Source organism: Haloechinothrix salitolerans, from assembly GCF_042662605.1.
Classification (GTDB): Bacteria; Actinomycetota; Actinomycetes; order Mycobacteriales; family Pseudonocardiaceae; genus Haloechinothrix_A; species Haloechinothrix_A salitolerans.
This window is the reverse complement of sequence record NZ_JBHSXX010000001.1, coordinates 3104378-3122947: the sequence shown is the minus strand read 5'-3', so window position 1 is coordinate 3122947 and position 18570 is coordinate 3104378. Positions and strand designations below refer to the sequence as shown.

Here is an 18570-nt window from a genome sequence, read left to right as displayed (position 1 = left end):
TTCCCCCTACCCGGCATTAGCGGCCCGTTCCCGCCGGAAGATCCGGCGCAGACGTGGATGTTCCGGCTTCGGACCCCACGCGAAGACCATGCCGCCACCAAGCACTCCGAGCAGCATCCCGACTACGAATCCGCCCAGGTTGGATAGCACGAGAGAAGCGATGGCGAATCCGACGCCAAGCAGGCCGGCGAGTTGCCGCTGCGTCGGGGCGAACAGGCCGAAGCAGGCGAACAACAGCATCCCGCCGCCAAGGATGTAGCCAGACATCCCGCCGACCCCGGCCGCCAGCGTGACCTGCAACGGGGCGAACGTCAGCGACATGATGATCCAGCCACCGATGCCGAGCCAGATCGATCCCCAGAACGGTCGTGTCCTGCGGAACAGTGCGAACCACCGCCAGGCGCGCCGGAGCCTGCCGTGCGCCTCGGCGTGGGTCGTGTCCCGCGGTGTGGTGTCGGCAGGTGTAGCCACCTGCTCGGCGGACGGTGTCGCGGCAGACATGGGTCCTCCGTCGTGATCAGTACAATGAGATGCGCACCAGGTGAGTGGAGTTGCCGGTGTGGGGAGTTGGTGGCAGCCGAGTCGCCGCCACCAACTCCACCTGGGGAATCGTTACGGAACGATGGTGCAGTTGTTCGTTCCCGATTCGATGCCGAGCGCCAGATCGTTGAGCTGGATGCTGCCCGCGATCGTGGTGGCGTAGGCACTGGCGTTCAGCCCGGTCAGGTTCGCCGTCGACGCCTGGAGACCGAAGTTGCCCGCCGTACCGCCGAGCGACTGCGTGCTGGACCCCATCACGACGTCGTCCGCGCTCTTACCGAGCGCCAGTGACGACATCGTCGCGTCGGCTTGCACCGACTCACCGTCGAGGATCAAGTCCCCCGCGTTGATGTCGGCGACGCCGTCGGTCGGGTCGCCCGCGCTGATCCGCAACGTGAACGGCAGCCCGAGGACGTCCTGGTGCACCGCGGCGCACAGGCCGTCCAGGTCCGCCGTCTCGAAGCCGGCCCGTGCCACGGCCTGACCATCAGTGGTGCCGTCCGCGTTGTCCTTCGTGACGTCATCCATGATCGCGCCGAACCCGGAGCCGTTCAGTCCGGCGGACTGAATCTGGAACGGCTGATTGTTGACGTTGAAGGAGGCCGCGAGCAGCCCCTTCGCGATAGCGAGACCAAGCGCCACGATGGCTACCGCGGCGATGGCGAAGACGGCTGAGAATCTGCCCCAGCGCGTCCTGCCGATGGTCATATCACTCATCTAGTACCTCCCGTGTTGGTATGACCAGCGCGCATGTCGCCAGTCAGTGGGAACGACCACCTGCCGTGCCCCGGCGGGCTCGACGACCCAATCCGCGCTCTGAACTCAGGTCGCCTCGCCGTACTCCGGGTAACGGCATGCGGCTCGACGGAGAGTGACACGCACCACCGAACAATGCAATAGACGCATTAACTTAACATTTCGCACAAATTGTCGTCTGCGTCACAGTTTGTTACTGACGACTAGGTACATCATACGATCGTGTAAACGGGCCGGAGCTCGTCATGATCCAGCTCAACGGCCATCACACTGTCGAGTTACATCCTGCCCGGCTCGGTACGATCGTCACAGAGAGTTAGAGGTTACTATTTGATAACGAACCGTATCTTCTCGGCGAAACGGTCGTTGGCACCCGGCCAACCTGCCCTGTTGACGCTCGGTAAACTCGATGAGGCCGTCATCGAGACAAGGATCGCCAGTGGCAGAGCGTGACACCACTCCCGCGCGCCTCACTCCCGCGCGTGTCCTGTTGGTCGCCGTCCTCGCGATCGTGGTGACACTCGGCGTCGCCGTTCTGATCGCCGCCGTGCTGTCCTTTCACGTCAAAGGCACCAGCATGACTCCCACGTTGTCCGACGGTGATCGCATTCTCGTCGACCCATTCTCCGACGGGTCCGACGTCGGACGCTTCGAGATCGTGGCCCTCCGTCACGACAACGCGCGCATCGTCAAGCGTGTCATTGGCCTGCCCGGCGATGAGGTCCGCATCGATCCGGTCGACGACGGAGCGGAGGTGTTCGTCCGGCCTCGTGATGCCGACGGCTGGCAGCGCGTGGCGGCCCCAGTCTGGCGGGACAACTGGGGCGACGTTCGCCGCTGCTGCGGCAGCGATGGCACCTCGGGCGCACAACGCAGGGCGGTAGTGCCGGACGGCAGCTACTTCGTACTCGGTGACAATCCGGCGATCTCCGACGACTCCCGCATCTACGGCTGGGTGAGGTCGGACGACGTCGGCCAGATCCTGCTGCGGGTTTACCCGCTGGAGCGCGTCGGCGGTGTGTCCGGCGACTTCCGGCTGGTGCCCGCGGGGTGAGGTGCCGTGAAGGGCATCTTCCTGGCACCGGACGCCAGGAAGATGCCCTTCACGGCAGCGCTTATGGCGTCCAGCCGGTCTCAGCGGCCCAACGCTCCGCCTTCGCGGTGACGTCGTTCAGCCACGTTTGCTTCGCCTCGGCGTAGCGGGGGTGGTCGGCGCCGGAGACACCCGCGTGCTCGCGTTTGATGCGCGCGTACTCCGCCCTAGCGTCGCTGTCCGCGCGCAGCCAGTCGCGTAGCAGCAGCGCACGCCGCGCCGACGGGTTGTCATCGGCCAAGACCCGCAATGCCACCGGCCGCCCCGGATCGGCGCCACCGTGCCACACGACGTCCTGAGCACGGGACACGGCGTCAGGAGCAGGGGACATGGCGGGTGGGAAACCCGCGTCGGCGAGGAGCGGGCCGAGCGTGTCGACGTCGTCGGCGGAGCGGACGGCGAGCTGGAGGTCGATGACGTCGCGGGCGGGCACGTCGGGCACGGCGGTCGCGCCGATGTGATCCGCGCGCGTTACCCGCTCCCCTGCCACCAGCCGGATCCGGTCCAGTGCGCGCCGCGCCGCGTCCAGCCACGCCGGGTCATGCTCCACCAGCTCCCGGTTCCATGGCGCGGGACGACGCAGCCGCACGTTCGCTTCGAACGGCACCAGCCGCTCGGACCACAGCGTGTCGACCTCCGTTCGGACCATCTCCGGCGAGCCGCTGTTGTCCAACCAGACGTCGGCCACCGCACGACGTCGCTGCTCGTCGGCCTGCGCCGCGATGCGAGCTCGGGCGTCGGCCTCCGGCATGCCACGTGACTCGGCCAACCGACGCACTCGGACGTCCGCGGGCGCGTTCACGATCAACACCAGGTGATACGACGGCGCCAGGTGGTTCTCCACCAGCAGCGGCACGTCGTGCACCACGATGGCGTCCTCCGGGGCGCCGCTCAGGAGTTCGGCCGTGCGTTCCCCGACGAGCGGATGCACGATGCCGTTCAGCCTGCCACGGGCCGCCTCGTCGTTGAAGACGCGCTCCGCCATCGCGGGGCGGTCCAGCGAACCGTCCTCGGCCAGCACCTCGTCACCGAACTCCGCGACGATCGCGGCGAGCCCCGGCGTGCCCGGTTCGACCACCTCGCGCGCGATGGCGTCGGCATCGATGAGGAGCGCACCGTGTTCCTCGAGTCTGCTCGCTACCGTCGATTTGCCAGCCCCGATGCCCCCAGTCAGTCCCACGCGCAGCATGCCGCCATTCAAGCAGCCGCCACACGGGTCGACACCGCCACCCCAGCAGCGTGACGGGCCACTCGGTGGCCCGCACTCGCGTCCCCCACGAGTGCGGGCCAACCGGGGAGCGCCGGTCGTGCCGCGTTCAACAGCCGCAGGCGTGTGCCCCCACACGCCATCGCGACCGTGCTACGCGGACGCGGCCGATGCCAAGACGCGCTCGTGCGCGGTCGACGCACGAGTCCTGCGGCGCAGCCCAGCAAGGCTGTGCTTGGCAGGGACCAGTAGCGCAGCGAACCAGCTGCGCCGGAACTCCGCGAGCGCCTCGGCCACCGGACGATGTTCGACGCAGTGCACAAGCCCCGGCGTCCCGAGCCGGTGCCTCCCGATGTGCTTTGCTTGCATCGGTCCTCCATGTGGGCGATTGACTGCCGACAAACAGTACGCACAGATGTGAGTCAAGACATGCAGACACGCGGCGTGTCACCCTACAGTTCGATAACGGCCCTAATCGGGGCATGTTCGTCGAGCGGATGCGCGTGTCGTCTGGACATAGCAGAAGGCCCACCGCGCATGAAACGCGACGGGCCTTCCCAAAGCCTACGGCTTACTGACCGCCGGAGAGCTTCTCCCGCAGCGCGGCGAGCTGCGCGTCGCTGGCGAGCGTGCCGCTGGAACCGGCGGAACCGGTACTGCTGTAGTTCTGCTCGCCACCGGAGGAGGTGGTCTGCCCCTCGTTCGGGTCAGGCGCACCAGCGCCGGTCGCAGCGGCCTCCGCGTTGGCCTTGATGGCCTCGGCGACCTGCTTCATGTGCTTCTCGTAGCGCACGTGAGCCTCGGCGTACTGCTTCTCCCACTCCTCACGCTGCTTCTCGTAGCCTTCCTGCCACTCCTGCGTGTCGGGGTCGAAGCCCTCGGGGTAGATGTAGTTGCCCTGCTCGTCGTACTCGGCGACCATGCCGTACTGCGTCGGGTCGAAGTCGGCGTCCGGGGTGAAGCCCTCGTTGGCCTGCTTCAGCGACAGCGAGATGCGGCGACGCTCAAGGTCGATGTCGATGACCTTGACCATGACCTCGCCGTTGACCTGAACGACCTGCTCCGGCAGCTCGACGTGGCGCTCGGCGAGCTCGGAGATGTGCACCAGGCCCTCGATGCCGTCCTCGACGCGGACGAACGCGCCGAACGGCACCAACTTGGTGACCTTGCCCGGCACGATCTGGCCGATGGCGTGGGTGCGAGCGAACTGACGCCACGGGTCTTCCTGCGTCGCCTTCAGCGACAGCGACACGCGCTCGCGGTCCATGTCGACGTCGAGCACCTCGACGGTGACCTCGTCGCCGACCTGCACGACCTCGCTCGGGTGGTCGATGTGCTTCCAGGACAACTCGGAGACGTGCACCAGACCGTCAACGCCGCCGAGGTCGACGAACGCGCCGAAGTTGACGATGGAGGACACGACGCCCTTGCGGACCTGCCCCTTGGCGAGCGCGTTGAGGAACTCGCTGCGTACCTCGGACTGGGTCTGCTCGAGGTAAGCGCGACGGGACAGCACCACGTTGTTGCGGTTCTTGTCCAGTTCGATGATCTTGGCTTCGAGCTCACGGCCGACGTACGGCTGCAGGTCACGCACGCGGCGCATCTCCACCAGCGAGGCTGGCAGGAAGCCACGAAGGCCGATGTCGAGGATGAGCCCACCCTTGACGACCTCGATGACCGTCCCGGAGACGGGCTCGTCCTTCTCCTTGAGCTCCTCGATGGTGCCCCATGCGCGCTCGTACTGGGCGCGCTTCTTGGAGAGGATCAGCCGGCCTTCCTTGTCCTCCTTCTGGAGAACGAGAGCCTCGACCTCATCGCCGACGGTGACAACCTCTGCCGGGTCGACATCGTGCTTGATGGACAGTTCTCGCGAGGGGATGACGCCCTCGGTCTTGTAGCCGATGTCGAGCAGGACCTCGTCCCGATCGACCTTGACGATGGTGCCTTCAACGATATCGCCGTCGTTGAAGTACTTGATCGTCTTGTCGATGGCGGCGAGGAAGTCTTCCTCCGACCCGATGTCATTGACGGCGACTTGAGTGAGCTGCGCGGTCGCAGTCGGGGCGGTGGTGGTGTCGGTGGACATTAGGTGGGTGGCTCCGGTAATGGATTGTTGTGGGTTGGACACGTTCTCAGTTCTGCACGCGCGGTGGTGGCCAAGCGGTAGAGTGCGAACGTCCGGACGCGGATGGTCGCCGACATCACCGCAAACGGTGCGCGACCCGACCCCAGCGGATCTTGACTGGGCGCAAGGCAGCGCAAACCCACTGCGCTAGATGCATCCTACGCGGCCGTTTCGCAGCAGCACAAACCAGGGTCCCACCCCCGAGCAGGAGGACAGTGACAGCGCAGCCATCGGGAACGACATCCGCAGGTGTGGCGCGGGTGGCACACCGCGCCGTCGGCTCGGCGGAGGCCGAGGCCGCCAACCGCGCATCCTGGGATGCCGACGCCGACGACTACCACGCCGAACACGGCGATTTCCTCGGCGACGCCGACTTCGTGTGGTGCCCCGAAGGACTTACCGAGCAGGCGGCGAGACTGCTTGAAGACGTCGATGGCACCGACGTCCTCGAGATCGGGTGCGGATCGGCACCGTGCGCGCGCTGGCTGCTCACGCGGGGCGCGCGGGTCGTCGGCGTCGATCTCTCCGAGGGCATGCTCACGCACGGTGTCGCGGCCAACGCCCGGACCGGTCTGCACCCCGCGCTGCTGCGAGCCAACGCCGAACGGCTACCGCTGGCGGATAGCGGCTTCGACGTCGCGTGCTCGGCGTTCGGCGCGGTGCCGTTCGTCCCGTCGCTGGACGCGGTGTTCGGCGAGGTGCACCGGGTGCTGCGGCCCGGCGGACGGTGGGTCTTCGCCGTCACTCACCCAATGCGGTGGATCTTTCCGGACGATCCCGGCCCAGCCGGATTGACCGTTACCCAGTCATACTTCGATCGGACGCCATACGTCGAGGTCGACGACGCGGATAGCGCCAGCTACGTCGAGTATCACCGCACGCTCGGCGACTACATCCGCGCGCTGCGCGCCGCGGGGTTCACACTGGACGACCTGATCGAACCGGAGTGGCCCGACGGCCACACTCGGGTGTGGGGGCAGTGGAGCCCGCTGCGCGGCAAGCTGTTCCCGGGGACCGCGATCTTCCGCTGCCGGAGAGACTGAATGGAACACCTCGCCGACGCCCAGGCGCGGCGGTGGGCGGAACTCGACCCCGCGCTACCGGTGCCCGCCCCGCTGGCGGACCCGACCATCACCGCACGACTGCCGGATGGCGACGCCGTGGAGTGCGGTGTCTACCACGCCGTCTACGACACCAACACGGTGCAGAGCCTCTGGATGCCACGCGTGGTGTGGGAGGCGACTCCGCTGCTTGGCGACACCGGCGCCGAGGGAATGGCGGCGGCGCTCGACGGACTGCGCCGCTGGTTCGACGCCGAGGTGGCGGCCGAGGAGTTGTCGGGCACCGACACGGCGGTGGAGCTGTACTGGCCGAGCAGGGACGTCGACGTCGCGCCCGCGCTGTTTCGGCACGGGTTCGTGCCACTGAGCGTGCTGGCGGTGCGCGCTCACCGCCAGAGCGCCGGAACATCCCCTGCGTCGGACAGTGTCGCCGTGCGCGGGGCGACACTGTCCGATCTAGACGAACTTGTGGCGTTGCAACATGAGGAGCTGAGCTACTCACTGCGCGTGATCGGCGGGACGATGCGGGACAACGCCACCGAACTGATCACGACGAGCATGCGGCGATCGGTGTACTTCAGCGGCCGCGTGCTGCTCGCGGAATCGGACGGAGTCGCGGTCGGCGCCGCCGATTGCGGTGTGGCCCGGGCAGCGCGAGGTACCTGGATTCAGCACCGGTTGCCCCCAGGACAGTGGGGCTACATCGGCACGCTGTCCGTGTCGTCCGACGCGCGAGGCACGGGAGTGGGCACCGCGCTGGTCGACGCTGCCCATCAGATACTCGACGCCGACACCGAGCGCGGCGTGTTCCTGTTCTACGACTTGGCCAACCCCCTGTCGGCGGTGTTCTGGCCGCGCAAGGGGTATCGCCCGCTTTGGACGAAGTGGGTGTGCAAGCCCGCCGCGCTGCTGCGGTGAACGACGCTTTTCGCCGCTCCCAACGCGGTGAAAAGCGTCAATCAGTGCACCGGGCGTGGGGCGGTCTCCCCGACGTGGTGTTCGGTGCGCGGACGGTCCGTGAGCGCCCTGCGAACGGCGACCAACACGCCGTCGACGATCTCCGCGTGGGTGAGCCAGCGGGTACTGGTGCCCTCCCGCACGTAGCCCAGCACGACGCGTTGCGTCGGATGCCCGGACAACGCGGGCTCGAGTTCCCTTGACGGCACCGACCTGCCATGGACCTCTACCACCGGCGCGTCCTCGGTAAGTAAGCCTGCGACCTCGTTCAGAACCGGCACCCGGTACGTCGAGTGCACCCAGGACACCAGCAGGTCGGCGGGCCCGCCCAGCGCACGAGCCGCGTCCTGGGCGAGCCGCTCAGGGCGCTCCCAACGCGCCTCGACCCAACGCACCCGACCGCGCGACGCGCCAGCGGCGTCGGCGGCATCGTCGGCGTCGTCATCCACCGGGATCGGGCAGTACCTCCTGCTCGGCACCACGACATGCCAGCCCTGCCCCGCGAGCCACCCAGACACCCCGGACAGCATGCCGGTACCACCGAGAACCAGCGCTCGATGAGAGGACATAACGAAACGGTACCGGCGCACGGCCCCGCGTCGTAGCCGCTTGTCGCCCGATAGGCGGCACGCCGCGGCCGAGGTCACCTGGCTGGCGGGGAGCCAGTCAGTGCGCCGCGTCGTTCCACGACCGGCCGTAGCCGACCGACACCTCCAGCGGCACCGCCAGCTCGTAGGCCGCGCCCATTTCCTTGCGGACCAGGGGCTCGAGGACGTCACGCTCGCCCTCGGCCACTTCGATCACCAGCTCATCGTGCACCTGCAGCAGCACCCGGCTGCGCAGTTGCTCGGCGGCGAGAGCCTTGTGGACCTTGAGCATCGCCACCTTGATGATGTCGGCGGCGCTGCCCTGGATCGGTGCGTTGAGCGCCATCCGCTCGGCCATCTCACGGCGCTGCCGGTTGTCGCTGGCCAGGTCGGGCAGGTAGCGACGCCGCCCGAAGATCGTCTCGGTGTAGCCGACCTTGCCCGCCTCGACGACGACCGACTGCAGGTAGTCGCGCACTCCCCCGAACCGGGCGAAGTACTCGTCCATCAGCTCGCGCGCCTCGCCGGTGGAGATCCGCAGCTGCTGCGACAGCCCGTACGCCGACAGCCCGTACGCCAGGCCGTAGTTCATCGCCTTGATCTTGGCGCGCTGCTCCCCCGACACGTCCTCGGGCTCGACGCCGAACACTCGCGCCGCCGTCGCCGCGTGGAAGTCGAAGCCGGACTGGAACGCCTCGATCAGCTCGGCATCCTCCGACAGGTGCGCCATGATCCGCATCTCGATCTGGCTGTAGTCGGCGGTCATCAGCTCGGCGTAGCCATCGCCGACGACGAAGGCGTCGCGGATGCGACGTCCTTCCTCGGTGCGGATCGGAATGTTCTGCAGGTTCGGCTCGGTCGACGACAGCCTGCCGGTGGCCGCGACGGTCTGCTGCAACGTCGTGTGAATCCGCCCGTCGGCGGCGACCGACCGCAGCAGGCCCTCCACGGTCACCTTCAACCGCATCGCGTCCCGGTGTTCCAGCAGGTGCTGCAGGAACGGATGCTCGGTCTTCTCGTACAACGTCTGGAGCGCGTCGGCGTCGGTCGTGTAGCCGGTCTTGGTGCGCTTCGTCTTCGGCATCTGCAGCTCGTCGAACAGCACCACCTGCAGCTGCTTCGGCGAGCCGAGGTTGATTTGCTTGCCGATGACGGCGTAGGCCTCCTCGGCCGCGCGCTTGACTCGGTCGCCGTAGTGCGCCTCCAGCGCCGTGAGCTGCTCGACGTCGACCGCGATGCCCGCCGACTCCAGCTCGTCGATCACCAGGAACAGCGGCATTTCCATGGTGTCGAGCAGGTTCGTGGCACCGATCGCGGCGACCTCATCGTGCAGCACGGACGCCAGCTCGGCGATGGCGCGTGCCTTCAGCAGCTCGGCCGCGATCAGCTGATCCTCGCCATCGCCCTCGTCAAGTAGTGACAGCTGCCCATCGCCGCTGTCGGAGCGCAGCTCCCTGCCGAGGTAGCGCAGCACCAGGTCGTCCAGCGAGAACGACCGCTGCCCCGGTCGCACCAGGTACGCCGCCAGCTCGGTGTCGGAGGACAGTCCGGCGACACGCCAGCCACGCGCGCGGAACGCGTGCAGCGCCGTCTTGCACGCGTGGCTGACTTTGGTCGCGTCCGCGTCGGCGAGCCAGTCGGCGAGCGCCTGCTCGTCAGCGGGAGTCAACTCGGTGACGTCGAGGTAGCAGCCCTCGCCATCGGGTGCGGCGAGCGCCAGTGAGACCACGTCGGCGGTGATCGACGCTCCGGTGGTGCGCGCCGCGAACGCCGTCGCTTCGGTTCCCCGGGCGTGCTCGGTCAGCCACCCCGCGAGCGCGCCCGGCTCGACCTTGCCGCCACGCACGTCGAAGCCCTGGTCGGCCTCGGGCTCCGCGCTGCTCAGGGACTCGAACAGGCGGTCCCGCAGCACCCGGAACTCCAGCTCGTCGAACAGCCGGTGCACCGCGTCGCGGTCCCAGGTGCGCAACGCGAGGTCGGCCGGCGTCGACTCCAGATCGACGTCACGCACCAGCTCGGTGAGCTGCCGGTTCAGCAGCACGCTCTCGATGTGGGCACGGAGCGCGTCACCCACCTTGCCCTTGACCTCGTCGACGCGGTCGACGAGCTCTCCGAGCGAGCCATACTGGGCGATCCACTTGGTCGCGGTCTTCTCCCCGACGCCAGGGATGCCAGGGAGATTGTCCGACGGGTCGCCGCGCAGCGCGGCGAAGTCCGGGTACTGCTCAGGAGACAGCCCGTATTTGGCTTGGACGGCGGCCGGGTCGAAGCGCATCAGATCGGACACCCCCTTGCGCGGGTACAGCACCGTGACCTCGTCGCACACCAGCTGCAACGCATCCCTGTCGCCAGTACAGATCAGCACGTCGTAGGACAGCTCGCGCGCCTGGGTGGCCAGCGTGGCGATGATGTCGTCGGCCTCGTACCCCTCTTTTCGCAGGACAGGGATGTTGAGCACCTCGAGGATGTCAGTGATCAGCGAGACCTGGCCCTTGAAATCATCCGGTGTCGTGGTGCGGGTGGCCTTGTAATCAGCGAACGCCTCGGAGCGGAACGTCTTGCGCGAGACGTCGAACGCGACCGCGAGGTGTGTCGGCTGCTCGTCACGCAGCAGGTTGATCAGCATCGAGGTGAACCCGAAGACCGCGTTCGTGACCTGCCCCGTGGTGGTACGGAACCGGTCGGCGGGCACCGCGTAGAAGGCGCGGTAGGCCATGGAGTGTCCGTCGATGAGGAGCAGGCGCGGCTTGGTACTGGTGTTCTCGGTAGGGCTCACGGCCGCGAGTCTAGGCTGGAGGACCGACACCCTGACGAGTGTGTCCCGTGGAGGAGGAACCAGACGTTGACCGAGCCGAGCATGAGCAACTTGATCGCCGACTACACCATCGACCCCGCCTTCGTTGACCAGCAACTCAACGACAAGCTCGGCCTCGTCATCACCGAGGCCGCCCCGGAACGCGTTGTGGCGACCATGCCGGTCAAGGGCAACCTGCAGCCATACGGGCTGCTCCACGGCGGGGCGAACGCCGCGCTCGCGGAAACGCTGGGCTCGATCTCCGCCGCACTCAACGCGGGTGAGGGCAGGCTGGCGCTCGGCCTTGAGCTCTCGTGCACCCACCACAGGGGCGTGCGCAGTGGCCTCGTCACCGGCGTCGCGACGCCGGTGCATGTCGGCAGGGGCACGATCACCAGCGAGATCATCATCACGGACGAATCAGGCAAGCGTTCCTGCACCGCGCGGCTCACCTGCGTCGTGCGTGACGCACCATCCGGCGGTTAAAACATGCCGGTAACGGCGCTGTGAGATATCCTTTGGTGATCTTGACAAGCTAGCGACAACACCACCCGAAAGGGCTTCAGTAGCCCAGTTGGCCTCGATTCAGATCACGAAGCGACAACGAGATTTCGCGGTGACTCATTGTCGCTTGCGCGCAAAATACAGTGCGCTAGGTTCCCAGCCACATCAAACGTGTGGGGACGACCTACGCGGTCGAAGAAGCACGTAGGCGTATCGAGGAGACAAACTATGGCTCGATCCAAGTCCCTCTTGAAGGGCATCGCGCTCGCGGGAGCCGCCAGCCTGGCGCTCACCGCATGCGCGTCTGACGACGACACCGGTGGCGGCGGTGACGGCGGCAACGGCGGCGGCACGTTGAAACTGGGTTACGTCCTGCCGGAGACCGGTCAGCTCGCATTTCTTGGTGACCCGCAGATCGCGGCGACCGAGTTCGCCATCGAACGGATCAACGAAGCGGGCGGTGTCCTCGGCAACGACGTTCCCGCTGTCGTCGGTCGTGACGAGGCTGGCCAGGAAGCGATCGCCGTGCAGTCGGCGGACCAGGTGCTCGGCGAGGACGTCAGCGCCGTGATCGGCGCCGCGGCGTCCGGCATGTCGCTTGCGATCATCGACAAGATCACTGGATCGGGCGTCGTGCAGTGCTCCGGCTCGAACACCGCGCCGACGTTCACCGACTACGACGACGGTGGCTTCTACTTCCGCACCGCGCCGAGCGACGTGCTGCAGGGGCCGGTCCTCGCCGAGACGATCGTCGGCGATGGCCACAGCAGCGTCGCGCTCGTCGCCCGTGCCGACGACTACGGCAAGGGCCTCATGGACGCGACGGCACAGGCACTCGAGGAGAACGGCGCCACGGTCGAGCTCACCGAGACCTACGACCCGAAGGCGACCAACTTCGAGCCGGTCGTGCAGAAGATCAAGCAGGCCAACGCCGACGCCGCCGTGGTGATCGGCTTCGAGGAGGCCACTCAGATCCTGCAGGGCATGATCGAGGCGGGTATCGGCCCGGACAACAAGGGCGTGTACGGCGCGGACGGTCTGCGCAACACCGACCTGGCCAACCTGGTCTCCAAGGGCGCGCCCGGCAAGCTGTCCGGCATGAAGGGCACCGCTCCGGCTTCGGCGGACAGCCAGGAGTTCAACGAGGCACTGCAGGAGTTCAAGCCTGACCTCGAAGAGCTCCAGTTCGCGCCGCAGGTCTACGACTGCGTCGTCACCATCGCGCTGGCCGCGGAGCAAGCGGGCAGCGCCGACCCGGGTGACTTCGCACCGGAGATGAACGGCGTCACCAAGGACGGCGAGAAGTGCACCGACTTCGAGGAGTGCAAGCAGCTGATCGCCGACGGCACCGACATCGACTACGACGGCAAGAGCGGTCCGCTGGACTTCAGCGAAGCGGGCGAGCCGGGCCAGGCGTCGATCGAGGTGTACGGCTACAACGACGAGGGTGAGCTCGAGACCCTGGACACCAAGACGAGCACGCTGGAGTAAGCGGCGCGCTTAACCGCACGGCGTATGGGGCTGGTCCGCTAGCGGGCCAGCCCCATACGTGTGTTCGGGGATTGGCGTCCCGCCGCCGGTACGCTAAGACGTCTTGCCGCCAGGATCCGGCCGCCAGAGCTCGGTCCGGCGCGGTTCCCGAGAAGTTGATCGCCTCTACTCGCGGTGTTGCGCGAGTATGTCCGGTTTTGTCCGGTTCGGCGAACAACAACGCGAGTAGACGTGATCAACTTCCAGTGGGCAGCCTGCCGGTCGGCAGATGGTCCCCCGCACAGCAGAACGGTCGGGACCGACGACGTCGATCCCGACCGTTCGTAGCGTGACGTCAGGCCACCTTGGCGAGCGTGCCCAGGTAGGTCTCGATCACCTTCTGGTCGTGCAGCAGCTCCTGACCAGTGCCCGAGTGGGCGTTGCGGCCCTGGTCGAGCACGTAGCCGTGGTCGCAGATCTGCAGGCAACGCCGGGCGTTCTGCTCGACCATGACGATCGACACACCGGTCTCGTTGATCTTCTTGACCTGCTCGAACACCTGGTCCTGCAGCGCGGGCGAGAGCCCGGCGGACGGCTCGTCGAGGAACAGGATCTCCGGCTCGGCCATCAGTACCCTGCCCATAGCGAGCATCTGCCGCTCACCACCGGACATCGAGCCCGCGCGCTGCTTGCGCCGCTCGGCGAGGCGCGGGAACAGCCCCGCGACCCACTCGAACCGGCGCTCGAACTCCTTGGGTTTCAGGAACGTGCCCATCCGCAGGTTCTCCTCGACCGTGAGGGTCGCGAAGACGTTGTCCCGCTGCGGCACGTACCCGATTCCCTTCGCCACCAGGGTGTGAGCGGAGGCATTGGTGATGTCATCACCCCGGGCACGCACCGAGCCAGAACGGATCGGCACCAGGCCGAACATCGCCTTGACCAGCGTCGACTTCCCGGCGCCATTCGGGCCGATGATGCCGACGATCTCGTTGGGGGTGAGTTCGAGGTTGCAGCCGTTGAGGACGTTGATCTCGGGCAGGTAGCCCGCGACGATCTCCTCCGCGACCAGGATCGGCGGCTCCTTCGCGGCGGGTGCCTCACCCTGCTGCGACGAACCGCCAGTCGGTGTCGGTTCCTCTGTGCTCATGATGTCTCCTCCGCCGGTGCCGTCCCGTGCTCCTTGCCGAGGTAGGCGTCGATGACGGCACGGTTGGCGCCGATCTCGTTCGGCCGCCCCTCGGCGATGATCTCGCCTTCGGCAAGGCAGACGATCCAGTCGCTGATGCCCATCACCATGTCCATGTCGTGCTCGACGAAGCACACGGTCATGCCCTCGTCGCGCAGGTCGATGATGTGCTGCAGCAGGGACTGCACCAACGCGGGGTTCACACCCGCCATCGGCTCGTCCAACATGATCATCTTGGGCTGCACCATCAGGGCGCGGGCCATCTCAAGCAGCTTGCGCTGACCACCCGAGAGGGTGCCCGCGAAGGCGTCCTTGAGGTGGATGAGCTTGAACCGTTCGAGCAGTTCCTCAGCGCGAGCCGTGTTCGCCTTCTCCTGACCGCCCCACACCGGGCGCAGCAGCGCGTTGAACATCCGCTCACCGCGCTGCTCCGTGGCGCCGAGCAGCATGTTCTCCAGCACCGTCAGCCGCGCGAGCGCCTTGGTGAGCTGGAAGGTCCGCACCATGCCGTGCCGGGCGACCCGGTAGGCGGACATCCGCGACATCTCGTCGCCGTCGAACCGCCACCTCCCGGATCCGGCGCGGTCGAACCCGGTCAACAGGTTGAAGAACGTCGTCTTCCCCGCCCCGTTCGGGCCGATCAGCGCGGTGATCGCACCCCGCTGCACCTCGAGGTGGCCGACGTTGACCGCGTGCAGGCCACCGAACCGACGGGTGACGCCGTCGGCGACCAGGATCGGGTCTGGCTTGGCGACGCCGGGTTCCGCGACGACGCCGTCGAATGCGCTTGTCTTCACGTCATCGGGCATCGAGCACCATCTCTTCCCTACGACCCAGGATTCCTTGCGGCCGGTACACCATCAAGAGCAGCAGGCCAAGTCCGACCAGCGAGAGTCGGATGGCACCGATGTCTCCCGGGTCGAGGAACGGGAGAAGACCCTCGGCGATCATCGACCGCAACAGCGCGTCGAATCCGATCACGATGAACCAGAACAACACGGCCCCGAGCACTGGTCCGAACACACGACCAGCACCACCCAGCACGAGCAGGGTGTAGAGGAAGAATGTGACGACGGGGTCGAAGCTGTTCGCGCTGGCGGATTGGGTGTTGATGACCATCACCATGCCGCCGAGCGCACCGATGACACCGCCCAGGATCAGGGCTTGCATCTTGTACCAGTACACGTTCTTGCCGAGGCTGCGCGCCGCTTCCTCGTCCTCGCGGATCGAGCGGATGATACGGCCCCACGGGCTGTGGATCAGCAGGTAGACGAAGATGACGCCAAGGGCGACCAAGCCCCAGCCGACGATCATGATCCACAGGTCAGGCGCCCCGAACGTCAGCGGACCCAGCTCGTAACGGTCCGGTGGGAACGGGTTGAGGTCGTAGAACTCATCCGCGAACTGCTGGAGTCCGTAGACGCCGCCGGTGACCGGCTCGGCGTAGCTCGACATGTAGAACAGACGTAAGATTTCGCCTGCCGCGATCGTGGCGATCGCGAGGTAGTCCGAGCGCAGCCGCAGTGTTGGAAAACCGAGGATCAGCGCGAGCACGATGGCGCAGATGATGCCAACGAGCACGCCGACCCACATCGACCAGCCGAGGATCGATACCGAGATGGCGATGCCGTAGCCGCCGACGAGCATGAAGCCGACCTGACCGAAGTTCAGCAGGCCGGTGTAACCGAAATGAATGTTGAGGCCGATCGCCGCGAGGGCGTACGAGGCCGCGACAGGTCCGATCGCGGCGGTAACCGCGGTTGTCAGGATCGCTGCGAAGTCCATGGTCTACCTCACCCGACCCTTTCTTTTCGGCCGAGAATGCCTTGTGGTCGGAAGAGCAACACGATGATCAACACCAGCAACGCCCACGCGTTCTGCAGCTCGGCCGGGAACCACAGGGTCGAGAGGTGCGAGACGATGCCGACGACGAAACTGCCGACCATGGCGCCGTACGCGCTGCCTAGGCCGCCGAGGATGATGCCGGCGAACATCAGCAGCAACAGCTTGAAGCCCATCTCCCAGTGCACGACCTGCGCCAGACCGAAAAGCACGCCACCAAGCGCCGCGAGGCCGCCACCCAGGACCCAGACCACCATGATGACCTGGTTGACGTTGATGCCGGACGACGAGGCGAGGTCGCGGTTGTCCGAGACGGCGCGAATCGCGGTGCCGATTCTGGTCCGCTGCAGCATGAACGCCACACCGAGCAGCACGGCCACCGAGATGAGGACGATCGACAGGTCTCGCGGCGTGATCGAGAACAGGCCGAGATCCCAGCTCTGCTGGAGGTTGAAGTCGATGTAGGACTCCGGGCGCGACCCCTGCAAGGCCAGGATGATGTGCCGGAGGAACAGGGCGAGGCCAATCGAGATGATGAACAGGTTGATTCGGCCGGTACCGCGGTTCCGCAACGGTCGCCATAGCCCGCGTTCCAGGACCCCGCCGAGGAGGCCACCCGCGAGGACGGCGAGCACGGCCGCGAGGATGAGCGGCATTCCAGGACCGACGACGTGGAAGAACAACGCGACCACAGCGCCGAAGGTGACCAGCTCGCCGTGCGCGAAGTTGATGAGCCGGGTGGTGCCGAACACCAGCGAGAGGCCGATCGCGCTGATGGCGATGACGGCACCGTATTGGATGCCGTTCACCAGCGTCTGGATGAACCGGTCGAAGAACGACGCGCCCGCCGCGGGGGCGACTCCGGTCTCACCTGGTGTTGGCTCGTCGGTATCAGCGGGTGGCGCCGGCGTCTCCTCGGCTTCTTGGCCGTCCGAGCCGCCCGGCGCGACCTGCTCGCCTTCTTCCACCAAGGGCAAGATCACCGGCTGGGCATCACCCTCGTCGACGGTGACCTCGACGACTTCGCCGCCGCGTTCCCTGGGCACAACGCCGTCCGGCAGCGTAGCGAGGTCGAGTTCCACCTGGTACGTGCCAGGTTCGGGAACCTCGATCCGCCAGGCGCCGTCAGCGTCGGTCGACGTGCTGCCGACCTCGGCGCCGTCCTGGGTGACCGAGATGGAGACGCCCTTCACGGGATCACCACCTGGATCACGGACGGTGCCGTGCACCGACTCCCCGTCCTGCGCCGCGGCCGATGCGGTTGGCAGCATGATCGCGAAAACGATCATGACCAACACACCGAGCGCACGCGCAAGCATGCTTCGTGTAGTCACAGACAGGTCCTGTCTCCAGTGGTCCATTTGATGGACGGCGGATCACTCCATCCATCGATCATCACGTTTCCGGTCGCTGAACGTAACTGGACTACCCCCTATTGCCCAGCAACTGCGGCAGCATGTTTCCACATCGTGACCGTTTAGCCGGGGACCACCCCATAAGCGATCGACCGATCGAGTTGATCTCTCGCGTCCCGCCGCCTACACGCGCCGTGACCAGCGGTCACGGCGCCTCGTCATGGCGGGAAGGGCTACTGCCCGATGCTCTCGACGACAGCTTCCGCGACGGCCTTCATGGTCGTTCTGCGGTCCATCGCGGTTCGCTGGATCCAGCGGAAGGCGTCCGGTTCCGTGAGCCCCTGACTGGTCATCAACAGCCCCTTGGCCCTGTCGATGACCTTGCGGGTCTCCAACCGGTCGGCCAGCCCGGCGACTTCGGCCTCCAGCGCCTGCAGTTCCGAGAACCGGCTGACCGCGAGCTCGATGGCGGGAACCAAGTCGCGTTTGGCGAAGGGCTTGACCAGATAGGCCATGGTGCCCGCGTCGCGCGCGCGCATGACGAGGTCGCGCTGGCTGAACGCGGTCAGGATGACGACGGGAGCGATCCGGTCACCGGTGATCTTCGCGGCGGCGTCGATACCGTCCATCTTGGGCATCTTGACGTCCAGGATGACGAGATCGGGACGCAACTCCTCCGCCATCGAGACGGCCTGCTCACCATCGGCGGCTTCACCGACCACCGCGTAGCCCTCCTCGCGGAGCATCTCAACGAGATCGAGCCGGATCAGGGCCTCGTCCTCGGCGACGAGCACGCGACGCCGAGCCGTCTCGTCGACCTGCTCTTGCGCGGCAGCCGGTTCTGTCACCGGGTCCTCCTGCGTACCTGATCGAGTGCGATGGCTACCGGGCAAGACTACCGGCAGCGCGCCCACCACGCGGAACGGTCTTCACCAAGAGTGACCCACCCCGCACCGGCTGCCCCGACCTGGTTCTCGGCTGGTGACGGCCATCGCGTAAAGTCAGGACCACACCCGGCCCCCGTAGCCCAATTGGCAGAGGCAGCGGATTCAAAACCCGTCCAGTGTGAGTTCGAGTCTCACCGGGGGCACCC

17 protein-coding genes and 1 tRNA gene are annotated in these 18570 nt (G+C 66.8%); 6 read left to right on the top strand and 12 right to left on the bottom strand.

Going from position 1 to position 18570, the window contains the following annotated elements:
• Positions 1–6 precede the first annotated feature (6 nt).
• Both ACFQGD_RS14815 and ACFQGD_RS14810 read right to left on the bottom strand, forming a co-directional pair.
• Positions 7–501 carry a DUF6114 domain-containing protein gene (locus ACFQGD_RS14815; RefSeq protein ID WP_345398623.1) on the bottom strand — a complete coding sequence of 165 codons (495 nt, stop codon included), beginning with the start codon at positions 499–501 and terminating at the stop codon, positions 7–9.
• Between the two features lie 111 nt (positions 502–612).
• A complete protein-coding gene (locus tag ACFQGD_RS14810; protein WP_345398620.1) occupies positions 613–1257 on the bottom strand; it encodes a DUF6230 family protein in 645 nt (214 codons plus the stop codon).
• Between the two features lie 478 nt (positions 1258–1735).
• On the opposite strand from ACFQGD_RS14810, the gene lepB reads away from it, so the two are divergent.
• Positions 1736–2350: a signal peptidase I gene (gene lepB, locus ACFQGD_RS14805; protein ID WP_345398617.1), complete on the top strand. Its 615-nt coding sequence runs from the start codon at positions 1736–1738 to the stop codon at positions 2348–2350.
• Positions 2351–2411: 61 nt separating this feature from the next.
• Here lepB and coaE read toward each other — a convergent pair whose 3' ends face one another.
• The 3 genes from coaE to rpsA form a co-directional block, all read right to left on the bottom strand.
• Positions 2412–3578, bottom strand: coding sequence for a dephospho-CoA kinase (gene coaE / locus ACFQGD_RS14800; protein ID WP_345398614.1), 1167 nt, complete (start codon positions 3576–3578; stop codon positions 2412–2414).
• Positions 3579–3749: 171 nt separating this feature from the next.
• A complete protein-coding gene (locus tag ACFQGD_RS14795) occupies positions 3750–3965 on the bottom strand; it encodes a hypothetical protein (protein WP_345398611.1) in 216 nt (71 codons plus the stop codon).
• Positions 3966–4167: 202 nt separating this feature from the next.
• Entirely contained in the window at positions 4168–5682 is a 1515-nt protein-coding gene (gene rpsA / locus ACFQGD_RS14790) for a 30S ribosomal protein S1 (RefSeq protein ID WP_345398608.1), read from the bottom strand.
• A gap of 254 nt (positions 5683–5936) precedes the next feature.
• On the opposite strand from rpsA, the gene ACFQGD_RS14785 reads away from it, so the two are divergent.
• Together ACFQGD_RS14785 and ACFQGD_RS14780 are read left to right on the top strand one after the other, a co-directional pair.
• The gene (locus ACFQGD_RS14785; protein ID WP_345398605.1) at positions 5937–6764 is read left to right on the top strand and encodes a class I SAM-dependent methyltransferase; all 828 of its coding nucleotides are present in this window, start codon (positions 5937–5939) and stop codon (positions 6762–6764) included.
• A complete protein-coding gene (locus ACFQGD_RS14780; RefSeq protein WP_345398602.1) occupies positions 6765–7700 on the top strand; it encodes a GNAT family N-acetyltransferase in 936 nt (311 codons plus the stop codon). It begins immediately after the preceding gene.
• Between the two features lie 41 nt (positions 7701–7741).
• Here ACFQGD_RS14780 and ACFQGD_RS14775 read toward each other — a convergent pair whose 3' ends face one another.
• Both ACFQGD_RS14775 and polA read right to left on the bottom strand, forming a co-directional pair.
• Positions 7742–8308, bottom strand: coding sequence for a Rossmann-fold NAD(P)-binding domain-containing protein (locus ACFQGD_RS14775; protein ID WP_345398599.1), 567 nt, complete (start codon positions 8306–8308; stop codon positions 7742–7744).
• Positions 8309–8405: 97 nt separating this feature from the next.
• Positions 8406–11102, bottom strand: a complete 2697-nt coding sequence (gene polA, locus ACFQGD_RS14770; protein WP_345398597.1) for a DNA polymerase I — start codon at positions 11100–11102, stop codon at positions 8406–8408.
• 81 nt (positions 11103–11183) lie between these two features.
• On the opposite strand from polA, the gene ACFQGD_RS14765 reads away from it, so the two are divergent.
• On the top strand, positions 11184–11606 hold the full coding sequence (locus tag ACFQGD_RS14765) for a hotdog fold thioesterase (RefSeq protein WP_345398594.1): 423 nt from the start codon (positions 11184–11186) through the stop codon (positions 11604–11606).
• Between the two features lie 246 nt (positions 11607–11852).
• The gene (locus tag ACFQGD_RS14760; RefSeq protein WP_345398591.1) at positions 11853–13115 is read left to right on the top strand and encodes an ABC transporter substrate-binding protein; all 1263 of its coding nucleotides are present in this window, start codon (positions 11853–11855) and stop codon (positions 13113–13115) included.
• Positions 13116–13449: 334 nt separating this feature from the next.
• On the opposite strand, the gene ACFQGD_RS14755 is transcribed toward ACFQGD_RS14760, so the two are convergent.
• The 5 genes from ACFQGD_RS14755 to ACFQGD_RS14735 all read right to left on the bottom strand — a co-directional run bounded on the left by ACFQGD_RS14755 (position 13450) and on the right by ACFQGD_RS14735 (position 18325).
• Positions 13450–14241, bottom strand: a complete 792-nt coding sequence (locus ACFQGD_RS14755; protein WP_345398588.1) for an ABC transporter ATP-binding protein — start codon at positions 14239–14241, stop codon at positions 13450–13452.
• The gene (locus ACFQGD_RS14750; protein ID WP_345398585.1) at positions 14238–15089 is read right to left on the bottom strand and encodes an ABC transporter ATP-binding protein; all 852 of its coding nucleotides are present in this window, start codon (positions 15087–15089) and stop codon (positions 14238–14240) included. The genes ACFQGD_RS14755 and ACFQGD_RS14750 overlap by 4 nt, the downstream gene beginning before the upstream one ends.
• On the bottom strand, positions 15079–16065 hold the full coding sequence (locus ACFQGD_RS14745; RefSeq protein WP_345398582.1) for a branched-chain amino acid ABC transporter permease: 987 nt from the start codon (positions 16063–16065) through the stop codon (positions 15079–15081). Before ACFQGD_RS14745 ends, ACFQGD_RS14750 begins: the two co-directional genes overlap by 11 nt.
• A gap of 8 nt (positions 16066–16073) precedes the next feature.
• Positions 16074–17456 carry a branched-chain amino acid ABC transporter permease gene (locus ACFQGD_RS14740; RefSeq protein ID WP_345398579.1) on the bottom strand — a complete coding sequence of 461 codons (1383 nt, stop codon included), beginning with the start codon at positions 17454–17456 and terminating at the stop codon, positions 16074–16076.
• 254 nt (positions 17457–17710) lie between these two features.
• Positions 17711–18325 carry an ANTAR domain-containing response regulator gene (locus ACFQGD_RS14735; protein WP_345398576.1) on the bottom strand — a complete coding sequence of 205 codons (615 nt, stop codon included), beginning with the start codon at positions 18323–18325 and terminating at the stop codon, positions 17711–17713.
• Positions 18326–18493: 168 nt separating this feature from the next.
• Here ACFQGD_RS14735 and ACFQGD_RS14730 point away from each other — a divergent pair.
• Positions 18494–18567, top strand: a tRNA-Leu gene (locus ACFQGD_RS14730).
• Positions 18568–18570: the final 3 nt, after the last annotated feature.

Excerpts from the sequence above, each read along its gene's own strand:
- ACFQGD_RS14815 (WP_345398623.1), bottom strand. The coding sequence starts at position 501 with ATGTCTGCCGCGACACCGTCCGCCGAGCAGGTGGCTACACCTGCCGAC.
- ACFQGD_RS14810 (WP_345398620.1), bottom strand. The coding sequence starts at position 1,257 with ATGAGTGATATGACCATCGGCAGGACGCGCTGGGGCAGATTCTCAGCC.
- coaE (WP_345398614.1), bottom strand. The coding sequence starts at position 3,578 with ATGCTGCGCGTGGGACTGACTGGGGGCATCGGGGCTGGCAAATCGACG.
- ACFQGD_RS14795 (WP_345398611.1), bottom strand. The coding sequence starts at position 3,965 with ATGCAAGCAAAGCACATCGGGAGGCACCGGCTCGGGACGCCGGGGCTT.
- rpsA (WP_345398608.1), bottom strand. The coding sequence starts at position 5,682 with ATGTCCACCGACACCACCACCGCCCCGACTGCGACCGCGCAGCTCACT.
- ACFQGD_RS14780 (WP_345398602.1), top strand. The coding sequence starts at position 6,765 with ATGGAACACCTCGCCGACGCCCAGGCGCGGCGGTGGGCGGAACTCGAC.
- ACFQGD_RS14775 (WP_345398599.1), bottom strand. The coding sequence starts at position 8,308 with ATGTCCTCTCATCGAGCGCTGGTTCTCGGTGGTACCGGCATGCTGTCC.
- ACFQGD_RS14765 (WP_345398594.1), top strand. The coding sequence starts at position 11,184 with ATGAGCAACTTGATCGCCGACTACACCATCGACCCCGCCTTCGTTGAC.
- ACFQGD_RS14760 (WP_345398591.1), top strand. The coding sequence starts at position 11,853 with ATGGCTCGATCCAAGTCCCTCTTGAAGGGCATCGCGCTCGCGGGAGCC.
- ACFQGD_RS14755 (WP_345398588.1), bottom strand. The coding sequence starts at position 14,241 with ATGAGCACAGAGGAACCGACACCGACTGGCGGTTCGTCGCAGCAGGGT.
- ACFQGD_RS14750 (WP_345398585.1), bottom strand. The coding sequence starts at position 15,089 with ATGCCCGATGACGTGAAGACAAGCGCATTCGACGGCGTCGTCGCGGAA.
- ACFQGD_RS14745 (WP_345398582.1), bottom strand. The coding sequence starts at position 16,065 with ATGGACTTCGCAGCGATCCTGACAACCGCGGTTACCGCCGCGATCGGA.